Raw genomic sequence first — 17,482 nt, 5'->3', positions numbered from 1 at the left:
CTTGGCCGGAGAGACAAGCGACTTATTCAAGGCATCGCCAGCGTAGTAGCTCTGGCCGCGTTTCAGGTCGCGGTGCGCGCCCTTCGTCGCTGCCAGCACAGGCAAAGAAGCCCATTCCTGCGCCAGACGTTTGCCGAACTCGGTACGGGTTATCCTACCGGCCACATAGTCGTCATAGCCGCGCCGTTTCAACAGATGGAAACCGAGCCGGTCTTGCAGGTCTTTGTCGAACTTCTGTGTGCCACGCAAACCCAGTTCACGGGAAAGGTCTTGCAGCGTGGCGCGCATGAACTGGTATCGGCCCGAGGCCGACGATTTGAAACGCTTGGTAAATGATGCTTGCGCGTCGACCAGTTCGCCAATTGTCATCTGTGTGATCGGCTTCGGCAACTTGTTCTGATTGTTACCATATATCACGTCATAGCCGCGAGGGGCTTCGATCCCGCCAATAAAGTCGAGCAGAAGCGCCGCGCCAGTGGGCACGGATTTATCCATGATCTTTCCTTTCGGATTGTTAGAAAAGCGCGCTTGTCAGAATTTTGCGCAAATATGCGCGCTTAACCGTGGGTAGAATTGCAAACCTCGGCCGCGCCGCTATACGGGTATCCTAGGCAGCCCAAGCAACTGCCTGAAGTGCGGAAGGTGTGAGAGGGGCGCGCACCTTCCGATCCCTCCAGTAAAGCCGTCCCGCTTTACGAATGCTTGGAACTTTTAGTGCTTGTCTGTACCCACATCCCAAGCATCAGAAGTTCCAGCATAACCCCGGCCTCTGTGTAGCCCCCGCTATTAGTCGGAGGTCGGGGCACCCATTCGGCAAAGAAAAGCCATCTCGGCGCTATTCTTGACAAAACAAGTGCTAAGCTCGAATGGTATTCTCGTTGTAGTGCTTCCAGCGTTCACATACTGAAAAGGCGAGTGTCGTTTTGAATGAACTTCTGCTTTCTGTCGCCGGTACAGCATTAACAGCGATAGTCATCTGCGGTGCAATTTTCTGGAAATGCCAAGCCAAAAACGACCGGCCTTCTGATAGACTTGACGATGTTTGAGGATGGATTTTTAACGTGCTGGGCGTTGCAGTTCCTGCTCTGCTTGGCGTCTATTTATTATGGAGACTACCGCAATAATCCCTCTTCCATTGCCCGCCATAATTGTATAGAAAATCAATAGGCAATGGGTTTATGGGGTTGGCAATGCGCGTTGCAGTGCAGCGTTTGTTGAGCGATATCATCGACAGCGAAGACGTTCTTACAATCTGGGATGGTCAAGAGCCTTATTCCCAATATGTAATTGATGCTGCCGAGAAGTACGGACTGATAAAGGTCAACGTAAGCACCTGGGCTCCGTATACTCATCTGCTTCTAACGAAGGAAGGGCGGCTCTTCGCCGCCGATCCTCTGCGCGAACTCAAAGAGCCAGTATCGTTAGGTTCACGTTTGGTGCAGGCGTTATGTTCAATGACGTTCCAGTCACGTTTGCGACGGCTGTGATCTGATCGCCAGCGTTGCAATAAATATCGGACGTAACGCTTGCTACCTTGGTTCCTGAGAAATCCGTAAGCCCAGCATAGGCAACGTCAGCCGCTCCCCGCTTCAGCTTGATGCCGCCGCCACTGACGGTCCCGGTCAGTCTCATCGAAGCCGTTACACGGTACACTCCCGGCCAAAGAACAAAATACTTTCCTACCGCTGGATCGTACTTGCCGCGAAGGTTCTTGGAGTTGCTGATGGCATCATACAAAATCACCGTATCCGCGCCGGAAGTGAGCGCCTGATTTGCCGTGCGATAGGCCGAAACATAATCGTACCCCTCATCTGCAAACGCGTGTCGTCCGCCCGTGTCGTAGCCATTGATCTTATAAATTGTGAGAGGGTGAGTGCCACCATAGATCGGTACAAAGTTATTGTTCGTATAGTACCCATTCAGAATGATACTGTTGAAAGCACCATCAGAGAAAATGGAAGCCTCGACCAAGCAGCCCGACAGAATAATGCCGCGAGAGTTAGAGAACCGTAGTGAGCCTACGGTCGGGCTATCACCAAAGAATGTACACCCAGAAAAGATAAGCCCGGAAGATGCGCCAACGCAGACGACGTTGTCTATACCGGCATGATTGACTTGTACCCCTGTGAAGGTTCCGTGAGCGCTATTGGCTCCTTGGGCAATCGAGAGGTTGTAATCGTTCCCGATCAGCTTCCCGCCTATGAAGGAGTTATTGCCAGCGCTCGTTTTGTTACCAACAACGCACCCGCCCGCGTGGAAGTCCATCCATGTCGAATACTCATTCGATAGATCAGGCAATGTGTTGGGCGTATCTTCGCGTCCAATGTAACAATTGTATGCAGAGCAATCGACAAACTGATTTTTATCGTACCAGCTAACTGCATCATAAGCACCGCCGCTGATGAAGAAGCCCCAACCATCAATGTCACGTGCGGATATACCCGAAAGCAAGCATCGGCTGTTGCCACCCAACCTTAGCCCTACCCCTCCGCCGTTTGCCTTCCCTGGTCCTTTCAAGATCAGGCGGCCCTTAATGATCACGTCCGAAGTGTCTATCGAGCGCAACTGCACGACATTCGCAGTTGTGGCAAGAATAGTCCCACCGTCACTGTCAAGATTGAACCCGCTCGGTATGTCGGTCGTACCAGTAACTCGATAACGCTGTCCCTGTGGGAGATACCCGGCCTTCACGCGGTTAGCAAAAAAATTACGGATCGCCAGAGTATCATCTGCGGTGCCGTCACCTTTTGCGCCAAACATCTCTGGCGTAGGTCGCGAAACTGAGATTTCCCACCAACTACCATCGGAGGACTGGACCTTCCCCGCGTGTGTTGGCTCAGTCGAAACGCGCTTGTACAGTGCTGATCCACCGTCGCCTACGACACTGTATCCGTTCGTACGCAAGGCGCTTATACCCGCCGGTATAGAAAGCCCTTCAACTGAGTTCCGAGTTGAGTAAATCGGGACATTACCCTGTGATACAGCATCCGATGCGGCATTCTGCGCTTGATCGCGAGCCAGTTCAGCGGCATCTCTGGCTGCTTGAGCTCGTACAAGGATATCCTCGACAACACTTTCCACATCGCCATATGACAGCATTCGCAGCGTCGAACCGGTATCAATGCAAAGCACGGCCATGCCAGGTGTAACGTACCCTGCCGCGAGTGGTTGATTTGTGTTCGTGACGAGCGTTCGGTTAATCGCTCCTGACACAACGACCGGCCCTGTGTTCTCCTGAGTAACGTTCAGGATATAAAGCACCTGGTACGCCGCCGGAGGAATTGGTACCGAAGCAGAAACAATTATATTGTTCGCGGTTCCAGCATTAGCGTTGTTAAGTCTGATAACGCGGTTGTCTGGGAATGTGGAAATACCTTCCAGCAAAGCCTTCAAAGTGTCGCGAATGTCCGGCTTGTGCGGATTGAACGGTCCGGACGCGGGAACGCCATCGGTAACGAAATCGCGGAAAATCTCGTCAATCGTGCGAACGGTCATGCGAATGCTCCATGGCAAAACGCCCCGCCAAAGCAGGGTCTGATTTTCTCAAGTTGTCGGGTTGGTCAGGGCGTTGTTTTGATCGTGCTGGCCGAGTAAGCGCCTATCCGCCCCTTCTGGGTGCGTACGGCCAATTGGAACTCGTATTGTGTCAGTGCTGAAAGTGTCGGTGTTGCAAAACTCTCAGCATCGTTTTCGAGCGGCCCAGCCACACGCCATTCGGTATCAGCCGTTTTCTTCCAGCGGACCATGTAGTTAAGCAACGGATTGCCGGTGGGCGGAAAACTAAGCTCTGCCGCTGGGCCGGAAATGATGGTCACGTCTGGCGCGTCTGGAACTGGCAAATCATCATCTGACGTTGTTTCATCTGAAACTGGTGCCGTGCCCTCCTGCGAGGTGTCCCATTGGTAGGCAGTTTGCGGCATTGACTGAACCTGAATGGTCGCGCCTTGAAGGATGCCGCCCTCACCAAGAATGAATTTGAAATCTAGGACTTCAAAAACACTGTTGATGCCGAACAGCGGGTACTGAATGCGTATCAGCCGTTCACCGAATGCAGCAAGCCCCATCAGGTTCGTATTGAAAGTCCCTACCCAATTCGGGTTTGCTCGGAACCATTCAAGCTTCATCAGACGTCTCGCCTGACTATGCGAAGGAGCCATATTAAACTGTACGTCTCTAGCTTCTTCACCACGTTCGGAAACATCATCCTCATCGGCCCACGGGTCTGCGTCGGATGCCTGATAGTCCTGGTTGGGATCGAAGAATGTTGCCCGGATCGTGTTTGCCGTTGTCATCACATCACGGCCACGGCCCACGTCGCTGAAGCCAGTGATAGCGTCAGCCGTCAGGATAACAGTCGGTTCCGACCACGCGCCGATATCAAGTGTCAAGCCACCGTCTGGCGTAGGCACTAGCCTGCCATCGCAGCAACCCAGCATTCGGCCTAATACGTCAGCCGGACGCTCATCAAGGCTGTATGAACCCCAGAGACGATACCGAGGTTCAGTGCCGCCAGCAGCAATAGGGATTGCCTCTCCTGCCCTGTTATACGAAGCCACCCAGCCCGCTTGTGCATTTGGCGTCGTAAAAAGGCTTTCCGGCAGGCGCATACCGTCCTTGTGCGTCATGTAATCCCGGATCACTGCGGCGGCGTTATCGTTCCATGCGACTGCACCCGTGACCGGGTTTTTGACGAGAGACGTGCGAGCCACGACGCGATAGTTCGTGTTCACGCCGTTCGGGAACAGGCTTAGATAATACTCGTCACCAACTGCATACTGACAGGCGAGCAAGGAGGCTATTCCGTCTCCACGGTGATCGGCGGTCCACTGAGGGAACTTTGAAGTCAGCTCGACATATGCTGTCTCTGTGGGAATGCCAGCGCGAGCTTCAATGCGGCAGAGGAAATTCCCCCCGCCTTCCTTGTACTTATCGGGTGAAGTCACCTCGCCATTCGCATTTAGCGTGAGCTTTTGATCATCGAGCCAGTATTCTTCGATAGCGTCAAACGGCCCCTGACCGAGAGCTAAGACCTTATAGAACCCACCATCTTTTGTTTCAGCGAATATCCATGCGCCGGAAGTCTTCACGCGGCCATAGTGGCGGATGCGTGGTGGCGTTGGCTGCCTGACCTGCTGCTGAACATCTTCGGGCTTCGGCTGCTTTGGACGAAACAGCGACGATGCCAGATAAGAAATACCCAGACCTATAGCCAGACTGCCGAGCGTCGTACCGGCGGCAAGCGTGATCAGGGCAAGACCTGTCTGCAAGGCAGCGCCAAGCGCTCCAGCGCCCACCACAGACGCAATGATGCCGGAAAGTGCTACTGGCATTTAATTCTCCAAGCTTTCCAGACAGCGGACAGTGGCGCACCAATCAGCCCATGTTCATCGTGCGAGAACCAGCAATCTCCGACATGGATCGCCATGCACAGCTTTTCGTCATGGAAGATCAAACCGACATCGCCGGTCACAGGCTCGCCGGTCTTAATGAACCCTTGCGAGCGCATTGCCCGGTTGACCAGCACAGCCAGCCCGCCACGATCTGCCAGTACCGATGCAGCCCCGGCAGCATCCGAATATTCCCTGTCTACCCAGGCGAGCGGAGACAGACCTGTGCAAGACCTGATCCAGCGATCAACGGTCGAAACACAATCAGTCTCTCCCCACCGGAAAGGCTTTTGCGCCTCGGCAGCTACAAACTCGGCAATGTTCATGGGATCAGTAATCCGGGTATTTAAAGCTCTTGAAGAGCAGCGAACCGATGAACTGGCAGAACTTGTCACCGGGCGAGCGGCGCTGTTGGTCGCGGTCGGTATAGCGGCCATATGCCGGTCGGGACCGATTGAAGAATGCGTTTTCTGCCGTCATGCTGATTGACTGAATAGCGCCTTCTGTGCCTTGCATTTCGGTGCGGCTGATGCGGGGCGGCTGCATGAAGCCCCACCAGATCGGCGCGGGTCCGCCCAGTGGCTGCCATTCCTCATCGAAAAGCTGGATCGAGATAACGACAATGCGCTGATCTACCTCATCATTTGCATCAAGCGCCATGGCGAGGAAGTTCAGTGTCGCATCCGGCAAGCCTGAAAGCTGGAACGTGACATTCTGCGCGGCAGTGGTCGAAGCCATGCCGATGCCGTCAATCGAGCCATAGCCATACATCGGTTCATAGCGGTTGCCGCCAGTTTCCAGCGCCGTATTCCCATTCCAGACACGCATTGTCTCGGACGCAAAGCGGAACTCGACAAGGAAATCCAGCCTAACTTCATGTTTGGCGAACTCGGCCAGTTGCGTCGGATCAAAGAAAGCCATCAGACATCTTCCACGAAATTCACTGTCGGGAATGACCACTGCGAAATCAGATCAAGGTCGAGGTCCATTTCACTATCGGAGGCCAATCGCATCCGGCACACTGGATAATCGAACTCCAGTTCGCTTCCGGCTGGCGCTGCCTCGCGGGCCGGAGGACGGAATGTGATTGTCGCCGTATTCTCGCCCGTCATCTGAACTGTCCGAATACGGTACATCCGCTCTCCGATGGAGAAATCCATCCCCGGCTGCAATTGGCCTGCCGTAACAAGCGATATGTTCGCCGTCGTCCCGCGCAGCGGTATGTTGCTGGTCAGGCGGATATCGATTGATCGGGAGCGGTACAGTCCACCGTCACTGAACGGGCTTGTATCCGAATGAGGCACCTTATCCGCTGCGCCGTTGCCGTCAGGATCGAACGGCTGATAAGCGCAACAACGCGGAACCAGAATAGGACGCAGACGGCCTTCCAACAGGTTCGCAATAGCCCGAAATGCAAGAACGGAAGGCGATCCACGACGAATAATGATGTCGCTGAATGTCGCCTTCCAGATACCGGCGTCGGAAGCAGTAACCTGCGTCACACCAGACACGCTGGAAGGGCCTGCGAGTGTACGCGGGGCAATATTGAACGGGTCGCGCTTCGGCTTGAGAACCGAACGAGGCCAGAGAATTGTCATGATGACCCTCGTAGCGAAACTTTAACCGCCATCTATCAATATGACGGCAGTTCAAAAATGAGACCATGGCAATGCATCAAGACGACGCTGACTACATCACCGACATGACAGCCGCATTGAATGCGATCTGTAACGCCATACGAGAACACGACAGAGGTTTTGCAGAGATTACCGCCGCCGTATTAAGGCGGCAAAAAGAGACGCTAACCTCCGACAAAGGCAGGGACATGTTTCGGAACCTGATCGATGTCTTGGAGTTCGACAATTCGGCAAGGTTACAATAGCCCCAGCCGCCTTGCGTATTCTATCGTCAAGAATATCAGGACCATCGGTTTCTTTGCTCATTACATCTTCCTTGCCTGAGCATCTGCCAACATAGTCGGGAAATTTGATTGAACAGCCTTGGCGCTCTGCTGCACCGAAACCTGAACAATTGCACCTGATGCAGTCTGAATGCGCTGATCGGCAATCTGGGCCATTCGGCCACTGTCATCCCGCAGAACAACGTTGATGGTTTCCGTGCTTCTCGCCTTGTTCACCATCCCTGCCCCGCGAGGAAGGACAACTTCACCACGCTGGAGAATGGCCGGAATTTCGCCCGGCTGAAGGCCAGCAACGCCGCCGGTATGGTAGCGCTTTGCTCCGGCAAAGACCGAAGGCGATACTGCGCGACCGTGACCATATCCGTGCGTACCGGCAACGCCGCCGCTATGCAGAATGCCGGGAATAATAGCGCCGCCGAAAAGACCGCCCTTCCCACCGCCAAACAAACCGCCACCGCTGAAGATATTGTTCAACGCGATGTCTATAAGCTTGCTGGCAACTTTCTGAAGCGCGTTCGCCAGAGCTTCGGACGCGCTCGCGCCATTGCGAAGGTCATCAATGAACCCGCCCAGAAGGTCTTTGCCAAGGTTGGCAAACTCTTTCGCCTCCCGGTTCAACTCCTTCTGTTCAAGCTTGTAGGCCCGCGCTGCTTCCTTCATCTGGTCGTAGGCTGACACGCGGCTCTGTGCGTAGGCGATCACGTCATCAACGGTCTTCCCGCCGCCGAGTATCGACTGATTTGCCGATATGGCCGACTGTGGCAGAACTTGGCTAACCAACGTGCCGCTCTTCGCAGTCAGAACCGAGATTGCACCTTTCGGGCCGAGGAAGTGGGCAAGCTGAAGTGCAGCTTCATTGACCGATACACCAGCTTGACGAAGGATCGCCGCATTCTCGCGGGCATATGCCTCAATCAGCTTCTTTGAAATCTCCGCGTCATTGCGCAGCGCAAGAATTGTCTGATCGGACATGTTCTTGGCGCGATCCGGGAAGTTCTTCTTGAACAGATCAAGCCAAGTGCTTTCGATGAACTGGCCGAGGCCGGTTGCGGAGGAAAGTGGGTTCTTCGCATTGGCGCGCCCGCCACTTTCCGCCTTCACGACATCGCGGACATACTTCGCAACGATATCATCAAGCTCATCAAAGCTGTCCTTTACCTTCTTGCTTCGCGTTCCTCCTGTGCGCCGTTCACGCTCTGGGGCAAAGCTTTCCGGGTTCGGGCGCTGACCGGGCGTCGGTATCGTCTGGGCAACACGGATGCGATTTTGAGCCGCACGGAACGCATCGCCTGCAAGCCGCGCTTCTTCAACCGTCGTTGCCTTAGACATGGCCTCGCGATAGTCTTTCGCTGCCTGCTCCATGTCTGATAGCGCCGGAAGCGCGATGTTCGCTAAGCGCTGAAGAGATTTGCTGAACTCATTGACCCGCGAGGTCTCCTTCGCTGCGGCCTCACCGACACCGGATATGACCCCAGTCAACTGTCCTAATTTGGATTGAACTTCCGTTCCGGCACGCCCAGCATTGATGATTTCCCGGATGATCTCGCGGATATTCTCCGGCGTACCCTTCTGATTTTCGATCTCAATTAGGCGATCAACAAATCGCTGAATATCCGGGTCGCCGCGCTTGATGCTATCATTGAAGTTACTGAGCGCGCCCTGCAACTCTTGGATTGTGAAGGTGGCACCGCCAAACTCATCAATGCCAATTTTGTTGACGCGCTCGACCAGGTCTGCGGAAACCGACTGGATGGTGGCCCGGTATTCTCGAATACTTTGCTGAATATCGTAGGTGAGAAGCTTCTTGCTTTTCGCGCTGTAATCATCTGCGCCAACAGCGGCTTCTCCATACGCCTCCTTGATACGCCGGATCAGTTCAGCGTGTTGCTTCAGAACCTCGTCAGCCTCTTTCACATCGCTACCGAGACTGGTGAAATACTGATATGCCGCGCCAGTCAGTCCGATGATCGCAAAGGATGCCAGGGAAACAGGATTAAGCACCGAGGCAAACGCACCGCCCAAAAGCTTGACAGCATTGATAACGCCGCCGCTGCCCTGAAAGACCTGCGCGACCTGCCCGCCCTGCTGCATCATCACAGTAAACGGTGAAGCGCCACCTGCAAGGCTTGTGGCGATATCGTTTAACTGGAATGACAAGTTTGCGGTGGCGGCACGTGTCGCGCCAATAGACATAACGGCCTTGTCGCTGCCGTCCTTGAAGGACTTAGCGACATTGTCGTTTGCCTTCTTGAAACGATCCTCTACCGACTGCGCTTCCTTGGCGGCACGACGCGCAATAGCTGCCATCTGCCTTTCAACCTTGGCCTGCGATGCTTCAATGCGTATCAGCAAGGCGGCAGCATCGTCAGCCATGGTTCAATCCTTCCAAGTCGTCATTCGAACCCGGCAATGCCGAGTTCGCTGAGAACTTCGTCGCTATAATCAGGTGCTTTGTCTTCCGCGCCGTTCGCCTTAGCGAAGCCAGTTGCGCAGCAGTTAAATTCCCACAGCGTCATGTCATCGATCTGCCGGGGCGACAGGCCGAGAGCGGCCCCAGTCATGTAGAACTGGGACCATCTTGTTTTTCCGTTCGGGAGCGGCGCGCTGCTTTTTCCGTCCCCGCCTTTAACTCCCCCGGCTGGTCAGCCTCCTCATCCCACATCAGGAAGGAATGGAGAATTGTTGCGGCAGGAACGGCAAGGCTGTACGGGCTGGCTATCTCAAGCGCCCGGTCGATGGTTCGCTGCGCCTCGCGCTCATCCATACCGCCACCGATGAGGCCAAGCCGGATGGGTTGCAGTACATCGTCAATCTTCCACTGCGATGTCAGAAGGCGCGTGAGGATGACGAAGCATCCGGCATCCGAGCGCTGTTCAAGCGCCCGAAGCTCACCGATGCCGAGACAGAAATCATGCTCACCGGCTGGCCACACAAATGAACGGGCTGGCCGCATTATGGAACAACCTTAGCGGTACGGGTCGGAACACCATCGAACTGAATTTCGATATCGGCGCTGACTTTCTGACCCTTCTCGACGGCATTGTTGAGGTTCACCAGATAAGCAGGGCCGGTCTCATATTCCGTATCGCCTACAGCAGCTTTCACGTGCTGGATGCGGATATTTTTGACCTGACCGTTGTACCACCAGTCCATCATCATTTCGTGGCTCTGCGCGGCCCAGATACCATTTGCCGAAATGGTCACTTCCGAAGACTGCACAGCGCGCTCAATAGCTGAAGGCAGGCTTTCGTCGTCACAATCCTGCGGCACTTCCGTGGTCTGCATGTTGTGCTGGCGGTTGATGCCGCGCTGAGTGAGGCCGCATACCTTCGTGAACGTACCGGCGGTTTCAGTCTCGACTTCGAGGATGAAATCAGGGAATGCGGCGGTGATCGGCTTGGTAGCCATGTGCTTTCTCCATGCGAAAACGGGCCAGCTATTCGCCAGCCTTAAAAGGGCTTGAGGCCCGGTTTCAGGTGAATGGGCTTACTTCGCCCGGTTACGGCTCTTCAGAGCGCGTTTTTCATCGCGTGACGGGCTTTGAACCTTGGTGGCCCAGCCCTTCGACACGCAATAATCGATGAAGTCCTGCGGACGTTCCTGCGGCTCTGGTGACGCCTTCGCGTTGAATGAGAACCGACTTTGTGGCCGAGACCAATTGCATTCGACCTTGAAGATTGCCCACGCCATCACGCTATCTCCACTTTTATCTCGACCTGGATAATTCCGTGCGAGGTCAGGCCATCAGGATCGGAAACGACTTGGCAATATGGGACTGTCATTTCGACAATTGCATTGTCGGAAATCGTTGGCATGTCTCGAATGAGCGCCTTTTTCACACCATCCGTGATGTTCTTGCATTCTCCCTTGCCGACCGCCCGCGACCATACATCCAACTGGATTGTATGTGTCTCTGCTTCAATGCATTCAGCACCATCATCTACAATGTCTGAAGGCCCAAAACTGACATATGGAAACGTCGCATTGTCTGGTACGCGGTCATAAACACGTCCACCTGCAAGTGTCAGAACCTCCGGGACGGTACGCAATTTCGCGTATAGGTATCGCTGAAGCTCTTCGGAGATGTTCACGCGCCGTTTTCCCTCTTAATCGCTTCTCGGATAGCTCGCGTTACTCTTGACCTGACACGTTTCTTGTTTGCGCGCCATGAGCCAAAGAAGAAGGGCTTCGGCCCCATTTCCTGGGTTCCGAACTCAAGCAACCGTGCAAGCTGAAACTGATTTCGACTGCCGACCCGCGTTTTCTCGCTGCCTGCAAAGATCACAATGCGCATGGTGTTGTATTTCCGGTTCTGAACTTCCCCGATCACCATGGAGCCTTTCGGCGCATCTCCCCAGGTCCAGCCGATTGTATTGGCCAACTCGCCAGTGTCACGAGGAACCCGGCGCTTCATCATGTCCACGACTTCCTGAGCGCCCTTCTCCATCGCATCCGAAGCGGCTTTGCGAATTGCTTCCGGTATCGTTTTGGTCAGGCGCTTCTCAAGGGCTTTGATGCCATCCACCATGACATCACCCCGTCGCTACGCCGCTTTCGCACGTGAGCGCGATGAATTGGCGGTTAACTTCGTGTTCTATATCTCTGATATTGAACGATTTTCCGGTGCGCACATCCCGAAGCATCCAGTCCGTGGATATCAGCCGCGTATTTGACGAGTTACGGACCCGGATAACCTGGGTGTGCTTGCCCTGAAGACGGCCAGCCATAACAGCTTCGGACCCGCGAAGGTGGATGTATTCACCTCTGGTCTGGAACTGCTCGACCCATTCTTGGCCGACAGTGTTGCCCATGCCGTCGTCAACGTCTTCGCGTTTCAGCAGCGCCACCTTGTAATAAAGGCTTCCTGCGGAGCGGGTGTCTGCCATGGCTTACCTCGCAATCGGGTCGCGAAGTTGGTACAGCATGGACGAAACCGGCTTCGGCAACATACCCACTGAGAAATCCTTATCCGGGTCTTGGTCTGGATTGCGGTAGTAGTAGCCAACCAGCATGATCGCAGCGGCTTTCACACGCGCATCAGTGGTTGCGCCATTCTCGTCAATGACTTCATCAGCCCGCACATCCAGATACGCTTTGACGCGACCTGAAGCGGCAGAAATGAGCAAGTTCAGGTGCGCGTCGTCGTCGTCGGTATCGATGCGAAGGCCGTTCTTGACCTCTTGGAGCGAAACCAGATCGGCCATTATTCACCTGCCTTCTTCGCGTCCTTGCCGTCCCGGCCCTTGTTAACGGCGAGACGCCAGCTTTTCCCGCCATCTGGCTTGTCTGACGTGGTTTCCTGCGCAATCCAGTATCGACCGCCCCAGGTGACGCCGCTGCCCTTGTGATAGGTCTGACCGTCTCGGAATACACCGCGATCTATGACCACCGGCAGAGGGAATGACTTGACGGTATCGCCCTTGATGAATTTCAGGGAAAGACCGGAAGCATCCTCGACAAGATCAAGATCATCGAACCCGATGCCGTCCTTGCCATCCCGCCCCGGAGCGCCATCCTTGCCTACGAATTGGCCAAGGTCTTTTGTAGTCCCGTCGCTCATAACAGCGATGAGATGGCCGCCGTCAGCCCGGAACAGGTCTTTCACATCCAAACCGTCCCGGCCATCATTTCCGTCTTTCGGCTTAGGAAGATCACCGACACGCTTGTCTACTTCCGACTTGATGAGCGGCGTCACGTCTTCAATCGTCACGCTTTTTCCATCCTTCGGTACAGGAATGGCCGAAATAGCCTCATTGACAGCCGTTTCGACCACGCCTCGTATAACCTCAAGGTCAGGCTCTGGAGCGCTCCACGCCTCGATTGTGGCCCGAATTTCAGCAAGATCGGATTGAACCTGACCTTTCACGATGTCGGCAACCGTTTCAGGGTCTGCATCCTTGCCATCTTTCGGTGTCGGCAGGCTCATGAGTTGCTGTTCCAGATCGTCAAGGCGCTTGACGATTGGCTTGAGTTCGTCAGCGACGAACCCCTTGACCACAGCTACGATTTCCTTGCCGAAAGCCTTGCCATCAAATGTCATCGGTTAAACCCTTTGAGAATTTCAATCATGGCCTTGTCGGCTTCGGCTTGAACTGGATTGCCATTGGCAGGCTGTTGCGGGTTATCGGCCTGCTGGATCAGTTGCTTGTCGCGGGCTGCGATTGCTTCCAGAGAATGGTCCTGCTGCTGGAGATAGACGGTATCGCCGCCGGTCTTCATCTTCGGCAAATCAATGCGTCTGCGGCGTTCGTCCAGCGTCATGACGCTTTTCGCCTGTTCCAGAACTTCCATTTGGGTCTTGCTGTCCATCCGCCACAGCCCGTCAAGATCGAACTCAGTGCCGATGCCGTCTTTCATGCCAAGACCTTCATCAAGGCAGATTTCCGCATCCTCTATGAGCTTCTGAAGGCCCTGCGAGTAGTATTCGATGTTAAGCGCCTGGATGTTGTTATAGGTCGGCATCTGTCCGATACCGATCTTGTAAGGCGGCACATGGAACGTGGAGCAGACCATTTCGGCGGTCCACTTCAACTGTTCGATAAGCTGGCTATCCGTGGCGTTGAAAGCCATATTCTTGAAGTCAAGGCCATCGCCCAAGACCGCGACTTTCCCGGCGTTCTTGCCTGAGTAGTTCTTATTCCACTCGGCTTTGAGCCGATCCGCTGTTTCCTGCTGGATTTCGCCAGGGGCCGTCAAAATGCCCGACGGAACTCCCTTGTTGGCAAAGAAGTTCGTACTATCGTTCTGGATCGTGATGCCCTGCATCGCTGCAAGGCCAGCCGCCGTCAGCGGAGAGAGGCCAATGAGCGGGTGAAACAGGCAGTTGTATCGGTCATGGATGATCTCTCGCGCCGGTACGATCACATCCTGTTCGATGCCGCTGATATTGTCGGTCGAGAGGCGATAGAAAACGTCTCCGCTTTCGGACACCAAAGGCTGAACGCGCTGCGGATCAAGCACATAGAGCGCCGTCACAACGCCGCGACCGTCGCGCCGCTTCAGGATGTACGCATTGCCGTTCGACAGCTTCGACAGCAGCCAATTCTCGAAGAACTGAATGCGTGTCTGGATCGAGTTGGGCTTGCGCAGGACCGGATCGTATGCAGGGTTGGAGGTCTCCTGCCAGATGCCGCCCTCACCGCGCTGCATAAGCTTGACGCGAAGCTTGGAAATGTCGCTGGCAATCAGTGTCATGCACGAGAACACGGCGAAATAGGTCAGAGCAAGATCGCGATTGATCTCGACATTCTGCTGCCATGCCCCGCTGAAACTTTCACGGATGATGGGCAGCCATCCGCCTCGGTTTGCGGTAGGCTGCGAAAGCGACTTTGCGCGGCCAATTTCCCAGCCAAAAATCTTCATCGTTGGCCCCTTTTAGGTGGCGATAAAACCGGCAGTGCGAAGGCTGGCTAGGAGTGCGTTAATCGTGGCTACTTCCGTGCCTTCGGTGGCATCTGGAACAGCAACACCCACCGGCTTACCCGTTACCTGCGCCCAAGTGGGTTGATAGTTTCCGGCCTTAGCCGTGGTAGCCGTAGTACCGATTGTCAGCGCAGTAGCGCCAGCCGCTACACCTGCCAGCTTCGTCTTTTCAGCATCGGTGTAGGCATTTGTGTTCGCCTCACCTTCGTAAGCGGTCTTGATGACCGATCCGAGCGTAGATAATTCAGCCATTTCTTATGCTCCGTTCAGAACAATCGCTCCGCTATTCGTGACGACAGAACCATCGTTAAGCACCAGCAAGGCGGGGTCTATGTCCGTTCCATACGTGACCGGTGTGCCGCTGTTCGTCACAGTCTCACCGTTCACAGTGACAAGAAACGCCGGATCGATTGATCCTCCGCCACCATCACCGATGAATTGAATGAACTCTATTGCACCGATGAAGCCGATCATTCGTCATCGTCCTGATGATTGTCCGCCTTTCGCTTTGCCTTTGGCTTCGGCGCTGGCTCTTCAACCGGCTTCGGTTCTTCCCGATAGCCCATCTTTTCGAAGATGCGCAGATAGCGGCGATCCGGGGATTTCATCGCTCTGTCGAAATAGGAAAGGTGCTTCATGGTGATCTCCATGGAAGAGTAGGCAGGGCGCGTGATGCGCCCCGCCCTATTGGCTTACTGGCCCCACTTGACAGCGGAGAGCACCTGAACTGCGTTCGCACGGCGAGCCATCCAGTTGAGGGTACGTTCGGCGCGGAAGGCCACGCTGTTCGTCTGGAACATGGACACAAGCTGTGCTGGGGTCGGCGTACCGGAGTTGTGAGCCGGATTGTCGGCCATTTCCAGAGATGCTTCACGGCTCAGGTCAACAGCCACATCGCCGTCGTCAGCAAAGTAGATATCCGAAGCATTGACGAGGACGACATAAGCGCCGTCATCCGCCGGATCGGTCGAGCCAGTTACGACCGGAACGTATTCCGAAACGATAACCGGAAGGCCGAACAGAGTGCCGCCGTTCATGCTGATACCTGGGAACTCAGCCTGACCGAGCGGGTTCTGCATCAGCGACAGGGCAAGAGCCACAGTTGCCGACATGATCCAGACGCCGGAGGTAGGAGCATTGTTCGCAGCAATGAAGGCTCCGAACAGCTTCTGGATGTCGGCGCGTACATCGTCAGCCGTGCCGCCAGCCGAAGGAATAGCCGTGACGCCATTCGTGATCGATGCCGGAGACGTACCAGCAACCGCAGCCTTTGCCGGGTTGATGAAGTCCGTATCCAGGCGAGCGCGGAGAGCCGCAACAAGCTGGTCACGGATGATCGCTTCAGCCGAAGGCGAGCTATCGCGAAGCACTTCTTCGGTGGCAACGGCGATGTTTGCGACCTTGAGCGGTTCGAGCGTCTTGCGCTCGAAGTCAAACTTGGTCAGCGGCTTGGCCTTGCCTTCACCTACCCAATAGCCCTCACCGCCGGAAGTCTGGCCGATCAGCGGGACGCGGAAAGGAACGCGGCGAAGCGACGGAATGCCGTTCGCACCGAAACGACCGAGAATGGTCTGCGGACGAAGGTATTCCACGAAGTCAGCGAAGGCCGACGTTTCTTCACCAACCAAGGGACCGGCCCAAGTTGCATGAGTGGTCGTTGCAGCCGGTACGGCAGCCTTTGCAAAGAAGCCAAAGACAGACGATGTTTCGCCGTAAAGCTCTTTCGCAACTGTGCGGACGCTCTCGCCGTCGAGCTTGGCGAGCGCCTTCACCTTGGCGATACGGGCGAATGCGATGCCCTTGTCGAGCTTCTCAGCGCGAGGGACAACGACCACACCAGCACGAGCCTGTGCGCCGTCGCTTTCGCGGACACCAGCAGCAGGAACGGCTTTTTCTGCCGCCGCCTTTTCAAGAGTGCGGAGACGCTTCAGGTGGCTGTCGATAGCGTCATTGTCCGCCTGAAGGCCGTCGAATTCTTCCTGCTGTGCAGCGTCGAGCGTTTCGCCCTTTTCTGCCGACTTCGACATGATGTCTTCCATGGCCTTGAGGTTTGCCGCTCGCTTGTTCTCGTAGGCGGCGATCTGTTCAGCGTAAGTAGCCATTGCTACCTCCATTAACGATTGATTTTGTTGATGGTGAATGGCACCCGCTCATGGGTCGCCGCCGCCAAGCGAGCCACATGCGCCTTCTTGCCCATCTGGGCAGGAGCCTGCTTTTCCTCGGTCGGAAATTCGAATTTCTTGATGTGGGCGATGGCATCAGCATCAAGGCTCTTGCCAACGCTGGAAATCACAGCCTGTTCGTTGGCCGGGATAGTCACGGCTGAAAGCTCAAACACTTCGCTTTCGATGAAGCGAATGCCGCCTTCCTCCATGAAACTGTATTCGATAGGTCGAAAACCGATGGAAACGGCGCGTACCAGCCCAAGCTTGATGCTCTGCCATGCTTCCTCGATCCGATCCCGAAGCGTCCCAGCTTCTGACACAACCGGCAATTCTGCCTCGAAGTTGATGCCCTTCTCGGTCGGCGCATCGAACCTCACGGTGCCAATCGGCTTGTCGTGTTTGTGCTGCCAGAGCAACGGAAGCGGGTTCTGGAACTTGACGCCCATCGGGTCAACGATGTCGCCCACACGATCAACGGCTGGGCTGGTCGCCACACCCCGAATGATGCGCCGTTCTTCGTTCACCGCTTTGACTTCGATGCACGAATAGGCGCGCCGCGTCATTTCCATGACGGACCTCCATCTTTC

General features: G+C 55.2%; 21 protein-coding genes and 1 pseudogene. All 22 read right to left on the bottom strand.

All coding sequences use genetic code 11. The features are described 5' to 3' along the window. Nucleotides 1-495: lysozyme family protein (locus AC0TOF_RS01350; RefSeq protein WP_473766937.1), on the bottom strand; the 495-nt coding region annotated here is incomplete at its 3' end. Between the two features lie 2,540 nt (nt 496-3,035). Continuing rightward, a pseudogene (locus AC0TOF_RS01345) lies at nt 3,036-3,495 on the bottom strand (hypothetical protein); the annotation flags it as partial. A 65-nt stretch (nt 3,496-3,560) separates the two neighbouring features. Beyond that, entirely contained in the window at nt 3,561-5,330 is a 1,770-nt protein-coding gene (locus tag AC0TOF_RS01340; protein ID WP_473766936.1) for a fibronectin type III domain-containing protein, read from the bottom strand. Next, nucleotides 5,321-5,713, bottom strand: a complete 393-nt coding sequence (locus tag AC0TOF_RS01335; protein WP_473766935.1) for a DUF6950 family protein — start codon at nt 5,711-5,713, stop codon at nt 5,321-5,323. Before AC0TOF_RS01335 ends, AC0TOF_RS01340 begins: the two co-directional genes overlap by 10 nt. A gap of 4 nt (nt 5,714-5,717) precedes the next feature. Next, a complete protein-coding gene (locus tag AC0TOF_RS01330) occupies nt 5,718-6,308 on the bottom strand; it encodes a hypothetical protein (protein ID WP_109988521.1) in 591 nt (196 codons plus the stop codon). Continuing rightward, nucleotides 6,308-6,985 carry a hypothetical protein gene (locus tag AC0TOF_RS01325; RefSeq protein WP_473766934.1) on the bottom strand — a complete coding sequence of 226 codons (678 nt, stop codon included), beginning with the start codon at nt 6,983-6,985 and terminating at the stop codon, nt 6,308-6,310. Before AC0TOF_RS01325 ends, AC0TOF_RS01330 begins: the two co-directional genes overlap by 1 nt. A 344-nt stretch (nt 6,986-7,329) precedes the next feature. Further along, on the bottom strand, nt 7,330-9,681 hold the full coding sequence (locus tag AC0TOF_RS01320) for a phage tail length tape measure family protein (protein WP_473766933.1): 2,352 nt from the start codon (nt 9,679-9,681) through the stop codon (nt 7,330-7,332). 20 nt (nt 9,682-9,701) lie between these two features. Then, entirely contained in the window at nt 9,702-9,869 is a 168-nt protein-coding gene (locus tag AC0TOF_RS01315) for a hypothetical protein (protein ID WP_167874485.1), read from the bottom strand. Continuing rightward, nucleotides 9,866-10,261, bottom strand: coding sequence for a gene transfer agent family protein (locus AC0TOF_RS01310; protein WP_011982440.1), 396 nt, complete (start codon nt 10,259-10,261; stop codon nt 9,866-9,868). The genes AC0TOF_RS01315 and AC0TOF_RS01310 overlap by 4 nt, the downstream gene beginning before the upstream one ends. Continuing rightward, nucleotides 10,261-10,716: a phage tail protein gene (locus tag AC0TOF_RS01305; protein ID WP_473766932.1), complete on the bottom strand. Its 456-nt coding sequence runs from the start codon at nt 10,714-10,716 to the stop codon at nt 10,261-10,263. Before AC0TOF_RS01305 ends, AC0TOF_RS01310 begins: the two co-directional genes overlap by 1 nt. Nucleotides 10,717-10,794: 78 nt before the next feature. Continuing rightward, nucleotides 10,795-10,998 carry a hypothetical protein gene (locus AC0TOF_RS01300; protein WP_113368259.1) on the bottom strand — a complete coding sequence of 68 codons (204 nt, stop codon included), beginning with the start codon at nt 10,996-10,998 and terminating at the stop codon, nt 10,795-10,797. Continuing rightward, complete coding sequence (locus AC0TOF_RS01295; RefSeq protein ID WP_112591050.1) at nt 10,998-11,399, bottom strand: DUF3168 domain-containing protein; 402 nt, start codon at nt 11,397-11,399, stop codon at nt 10,998-11,000. Before AC0TOF_RS01295 ends, AC0TOF_RS01300 begins: the two co-directional genes overlap by 1 nt. Next, nucleotides 11,396-11,836 carry an HK97-gp10 family putative phage morphogenesis protein gene (locus AC0TOF_RS01290; protein WP_473766931.1) on the bottom strand — a complete coding sequence of 147 codons (441 nt, stop codon included), beginning with the start codon at nt 11,834-11,836 and terminating at the stop codon, nt 11,396-11,398. The genes AC0TOF_RS01295 and AC0TOF_RS01290 overlap by 4 nt, the downstream gene beginning before the upstream one ends. 4 nt (nt 11,837-11,840) lie before the next feature. Then, a complete protein-coding gene (locus AC0TOF_RS01285; protein ID WP_473766930.1) occupies nt 11,841-12,194 on the bottom strand; it encodes a phage head closure protein in 354 nt (117 codons plus the stop codon). Nucleotides 12,195-12,197: 3 nt separating this feature from the next. Further along, nucleotides 12,198-12,512 (bottom strand): head-tail connector protein, encoded by a 315-nt coding sequence (locus AC0TOF_RS01280; protein ID WP_009363444.1) that lies wholly within the window; start codon nt 12,510-12,512, stop codon nt 12,198-12,200. Then, on the bottom strand, nt 12,512-13,348 hold the full coding sequence (locus AC0TOF_RS01275; RefSeq protein WP_473766929.1) for a hypothetical protein: 837 nt from the start codon (nt 13,346-13,348) through the stop codon (nt 12,512-12,514). Before AC0TOF_RS01275 ends, AC0TOF_RS01280 begins: the two co-directional genes overlap by 1 nt. Then, nucleotides 13,345-14,670, bottom strand: a complete 1,326-nt coding sequence (locus AC0TOF_RS01270; protein WP_473766928.1) for a phage portal protein — start codon at nt 14,668-14,670, stop codon at nt 13,345-13,347. The genes AC0TOF_RS01275 and AC0TOF_RS01270 overlap by 4 nt, the downstream gene beginning before the upstream one ends. A gap of 12 nt (nt 14,671-14,682) precedes the next feature. Continuing rightward, a complete protein-coding gene (locus AC0TOF_RS01265) occupies nt 14,683-14,982 on the bottom strand; it encodes a hypothetical protein (protein WP_473766927.1) in 300 nt (99 codons plus the stop codon). 3 nt (nt 14,983-14,985) lie between these two features. Beyond that, the gene (locus AC0TOF_RS01260; RefSeq protein ID WP_473766926.1) at nt 14,986-15,204 is read right to left on the bottom strand and encodes a hypothetical protein; all 219 of its coding nucleotides are present in this window, start codon (nt 15,202-15,204) and stop codon (nt 14,986-14,988) included. Then, nucleotides 15,201-15,368 (bottom strand): hypothetical protein, encoded by a 168-nt coding sequence (locus AC0TOF_RS01255; RefSeq protein WP_155269213.1) that lies wholly within the window; start codon nt 15,366-15,368, stop codon nt 15,201-15,203. The genes AC0TOF_RS01260 and AC0TOF_RS01255 overlap by 4 nt, the downstream gene beginning before the upstream one ends. 54 nt (nt 15,369-15,422) lie before the next feature. After that, complete coding sequence (locus AC0TOF_RS01250) at nt 15,423-16,832, bottom strand: phage major capsid protein (protein ID WP_473766925.1); 1,410 nt, start codon at nt 16,830-16,832, stop codon at nt 15,423-15,425. A gap of 11 nt (nt 16,833-16,843) precedes the next feature. Further along, on the bottom strand, nt 16,844-17,464 hold the full coding sequence (locus tag AC0TOF_RS01245; protein ID WP_473766924.1) for an HK97 family phage prohead protease: 621 nt from the start codon (nt 17,462-17,464) through the stop codon (nt 16,844-16,846). Between the last annotated feature and the right edge of the window lie 18 nt (nt 17,465-17,482).

The organism is Ochrobactrum sp. PL_is501, assembly GCF_055816895.1.
This window is presented reverse-complemented; position numbering and strand designations above follow the sequence as displayed.

Coding starts and splice junctions, on each gene's coding strand:
- AC0TOF_RS01300 (WP_113368259.1), bottom strand. CDS start 10,998: ATGGCGTGGGCAATCTTCAAGGTCGAATGCAATTGGTCTCGGCCACAA.
- AC0TOF_RS01270 (WP_473766928.1), bottom strand. CDS start 14,670: ATGAAGATTTTTGGCTGGGAAATTGGCCGCGCAAAGTCGCTTTCGCAG.
- AC0TOF_RS01275 (WP_473766929.1), bottom strand. CDS start 13,348: ATGACATTTGATGGCAAGGCTTTCGGCAAGGAAATCGTAGCTGTGGTC.
- AC0TOF_RS01340 (WP_473766936.1), bottom strand. CDS start 5,330: ATGCCAGTAGCACTTTCCGGCATCATTGCGTCTGTGGTGGGCGCTGGA.
- AC0TOF_RS01325 (WP_473766934.1), bottom strand. CDS start 6,985: ATGACAATTCTCTGGCCTCGTTCGGTTCTCAAGCCGAAGCGCGACCCG.
- AC0TOF_RS01305 (WP_473766932.1), bottom strand. CDS start 10,716: ATGGCTACCAAGCCGATCACCGCCGCATTCCCTGATTTCATCCTCGAA.
- AC0TOF_RS01285 (WP_473766930.1), bottom strand. CDS start 12,194: ATGGCAGACACCCGCTCCGCAGGAAGCCTTTATTACAAGGTGGCGCTG.
- AC0TOF_RS01335 (WP_473766935.1), bottom strand. CDS start 5,713: ATGAACATTGCCGAGTTTGTAGCTGCCGAGGCGCAAAAGCCTTTCCGG.
- AC0TOF_RS01265 (WP_473766927.1), bottom strand. CDS start 14,982: ATGGCTGAATTATCTACGCTCGGATCGGTCATCAAGACCGCTTACGAA.
- AC0TOF_RS01315 (WP_167874485.1), bottom strand. CDS start 9,869: ATGACTGGGGCCGCTCTCGGCCTGTCGCCCCGGCAGATCGATGACATG.
- AC0TOF_RS01310 (WP_011982440.1), bottom strand. CDS start 10,261: ATGCGGCCAGCCCGTTCATTTGTGTGGCCAGCCGGTGAGCATGATTTC.
- AC0TOF_RS01330 (WP_109988521.1), bottom strand. CDS start 6,308: ATGGCTTTCTTTGATCCGACGCAACTGGCCGAGTTCGCCAAACATGAA.
- AC0TOF_RS01290 (WP_473766931.1), bottom strand. CDS start 11,836: ATGGTGGATGGCATCAAAGCCCTTGAGAAGCGCCTGACCAAAACGATA.
- AC0TOF_RS01320 (WP_473766933.1), bottom strand. CDS start 9,681: ATGGCTGACGATGCTGCCGCCTTGCTGATACGCATTGAAGCATCGCAG.
- AC0TOF_RS01260 (WP_473766926.1), bottom strand. CDS start 15,204: ATGATCGGCTTCATCGGTGCAATAGAGTTCATTCAATTCATCGGTGAT.
- AC0TOF_RS01250 (WP_473766925.1), bottom strand. CDS start 16,832: ATGGCTACTTACGCTGAACAGATCGCCGCCTACGAGAACAAGCGAGCG.
- AC0TOF_RS01255 (WP_155269213.1), bottom strand. CDS start 15,368: ATGAAGCACCTTTCCTATTTCGACAGAGCGATGAAATCCCCGGATCGC.
- AC0TOF_RS01280 (WP_009363444.1), bottom strand. CDS start 12,512: ATGGCCGATCTGGTTTCGCTCCAAGAGGTCAAGAACGGCCTTCGCATC.
- AC0TOF_RS01245 (WP_473766924.1), bottom strand. CDS start 17,464: ATGGAAATGACGCGGCGCGCCTATTCGTGCATCGAAGTCAAAGCGGTG.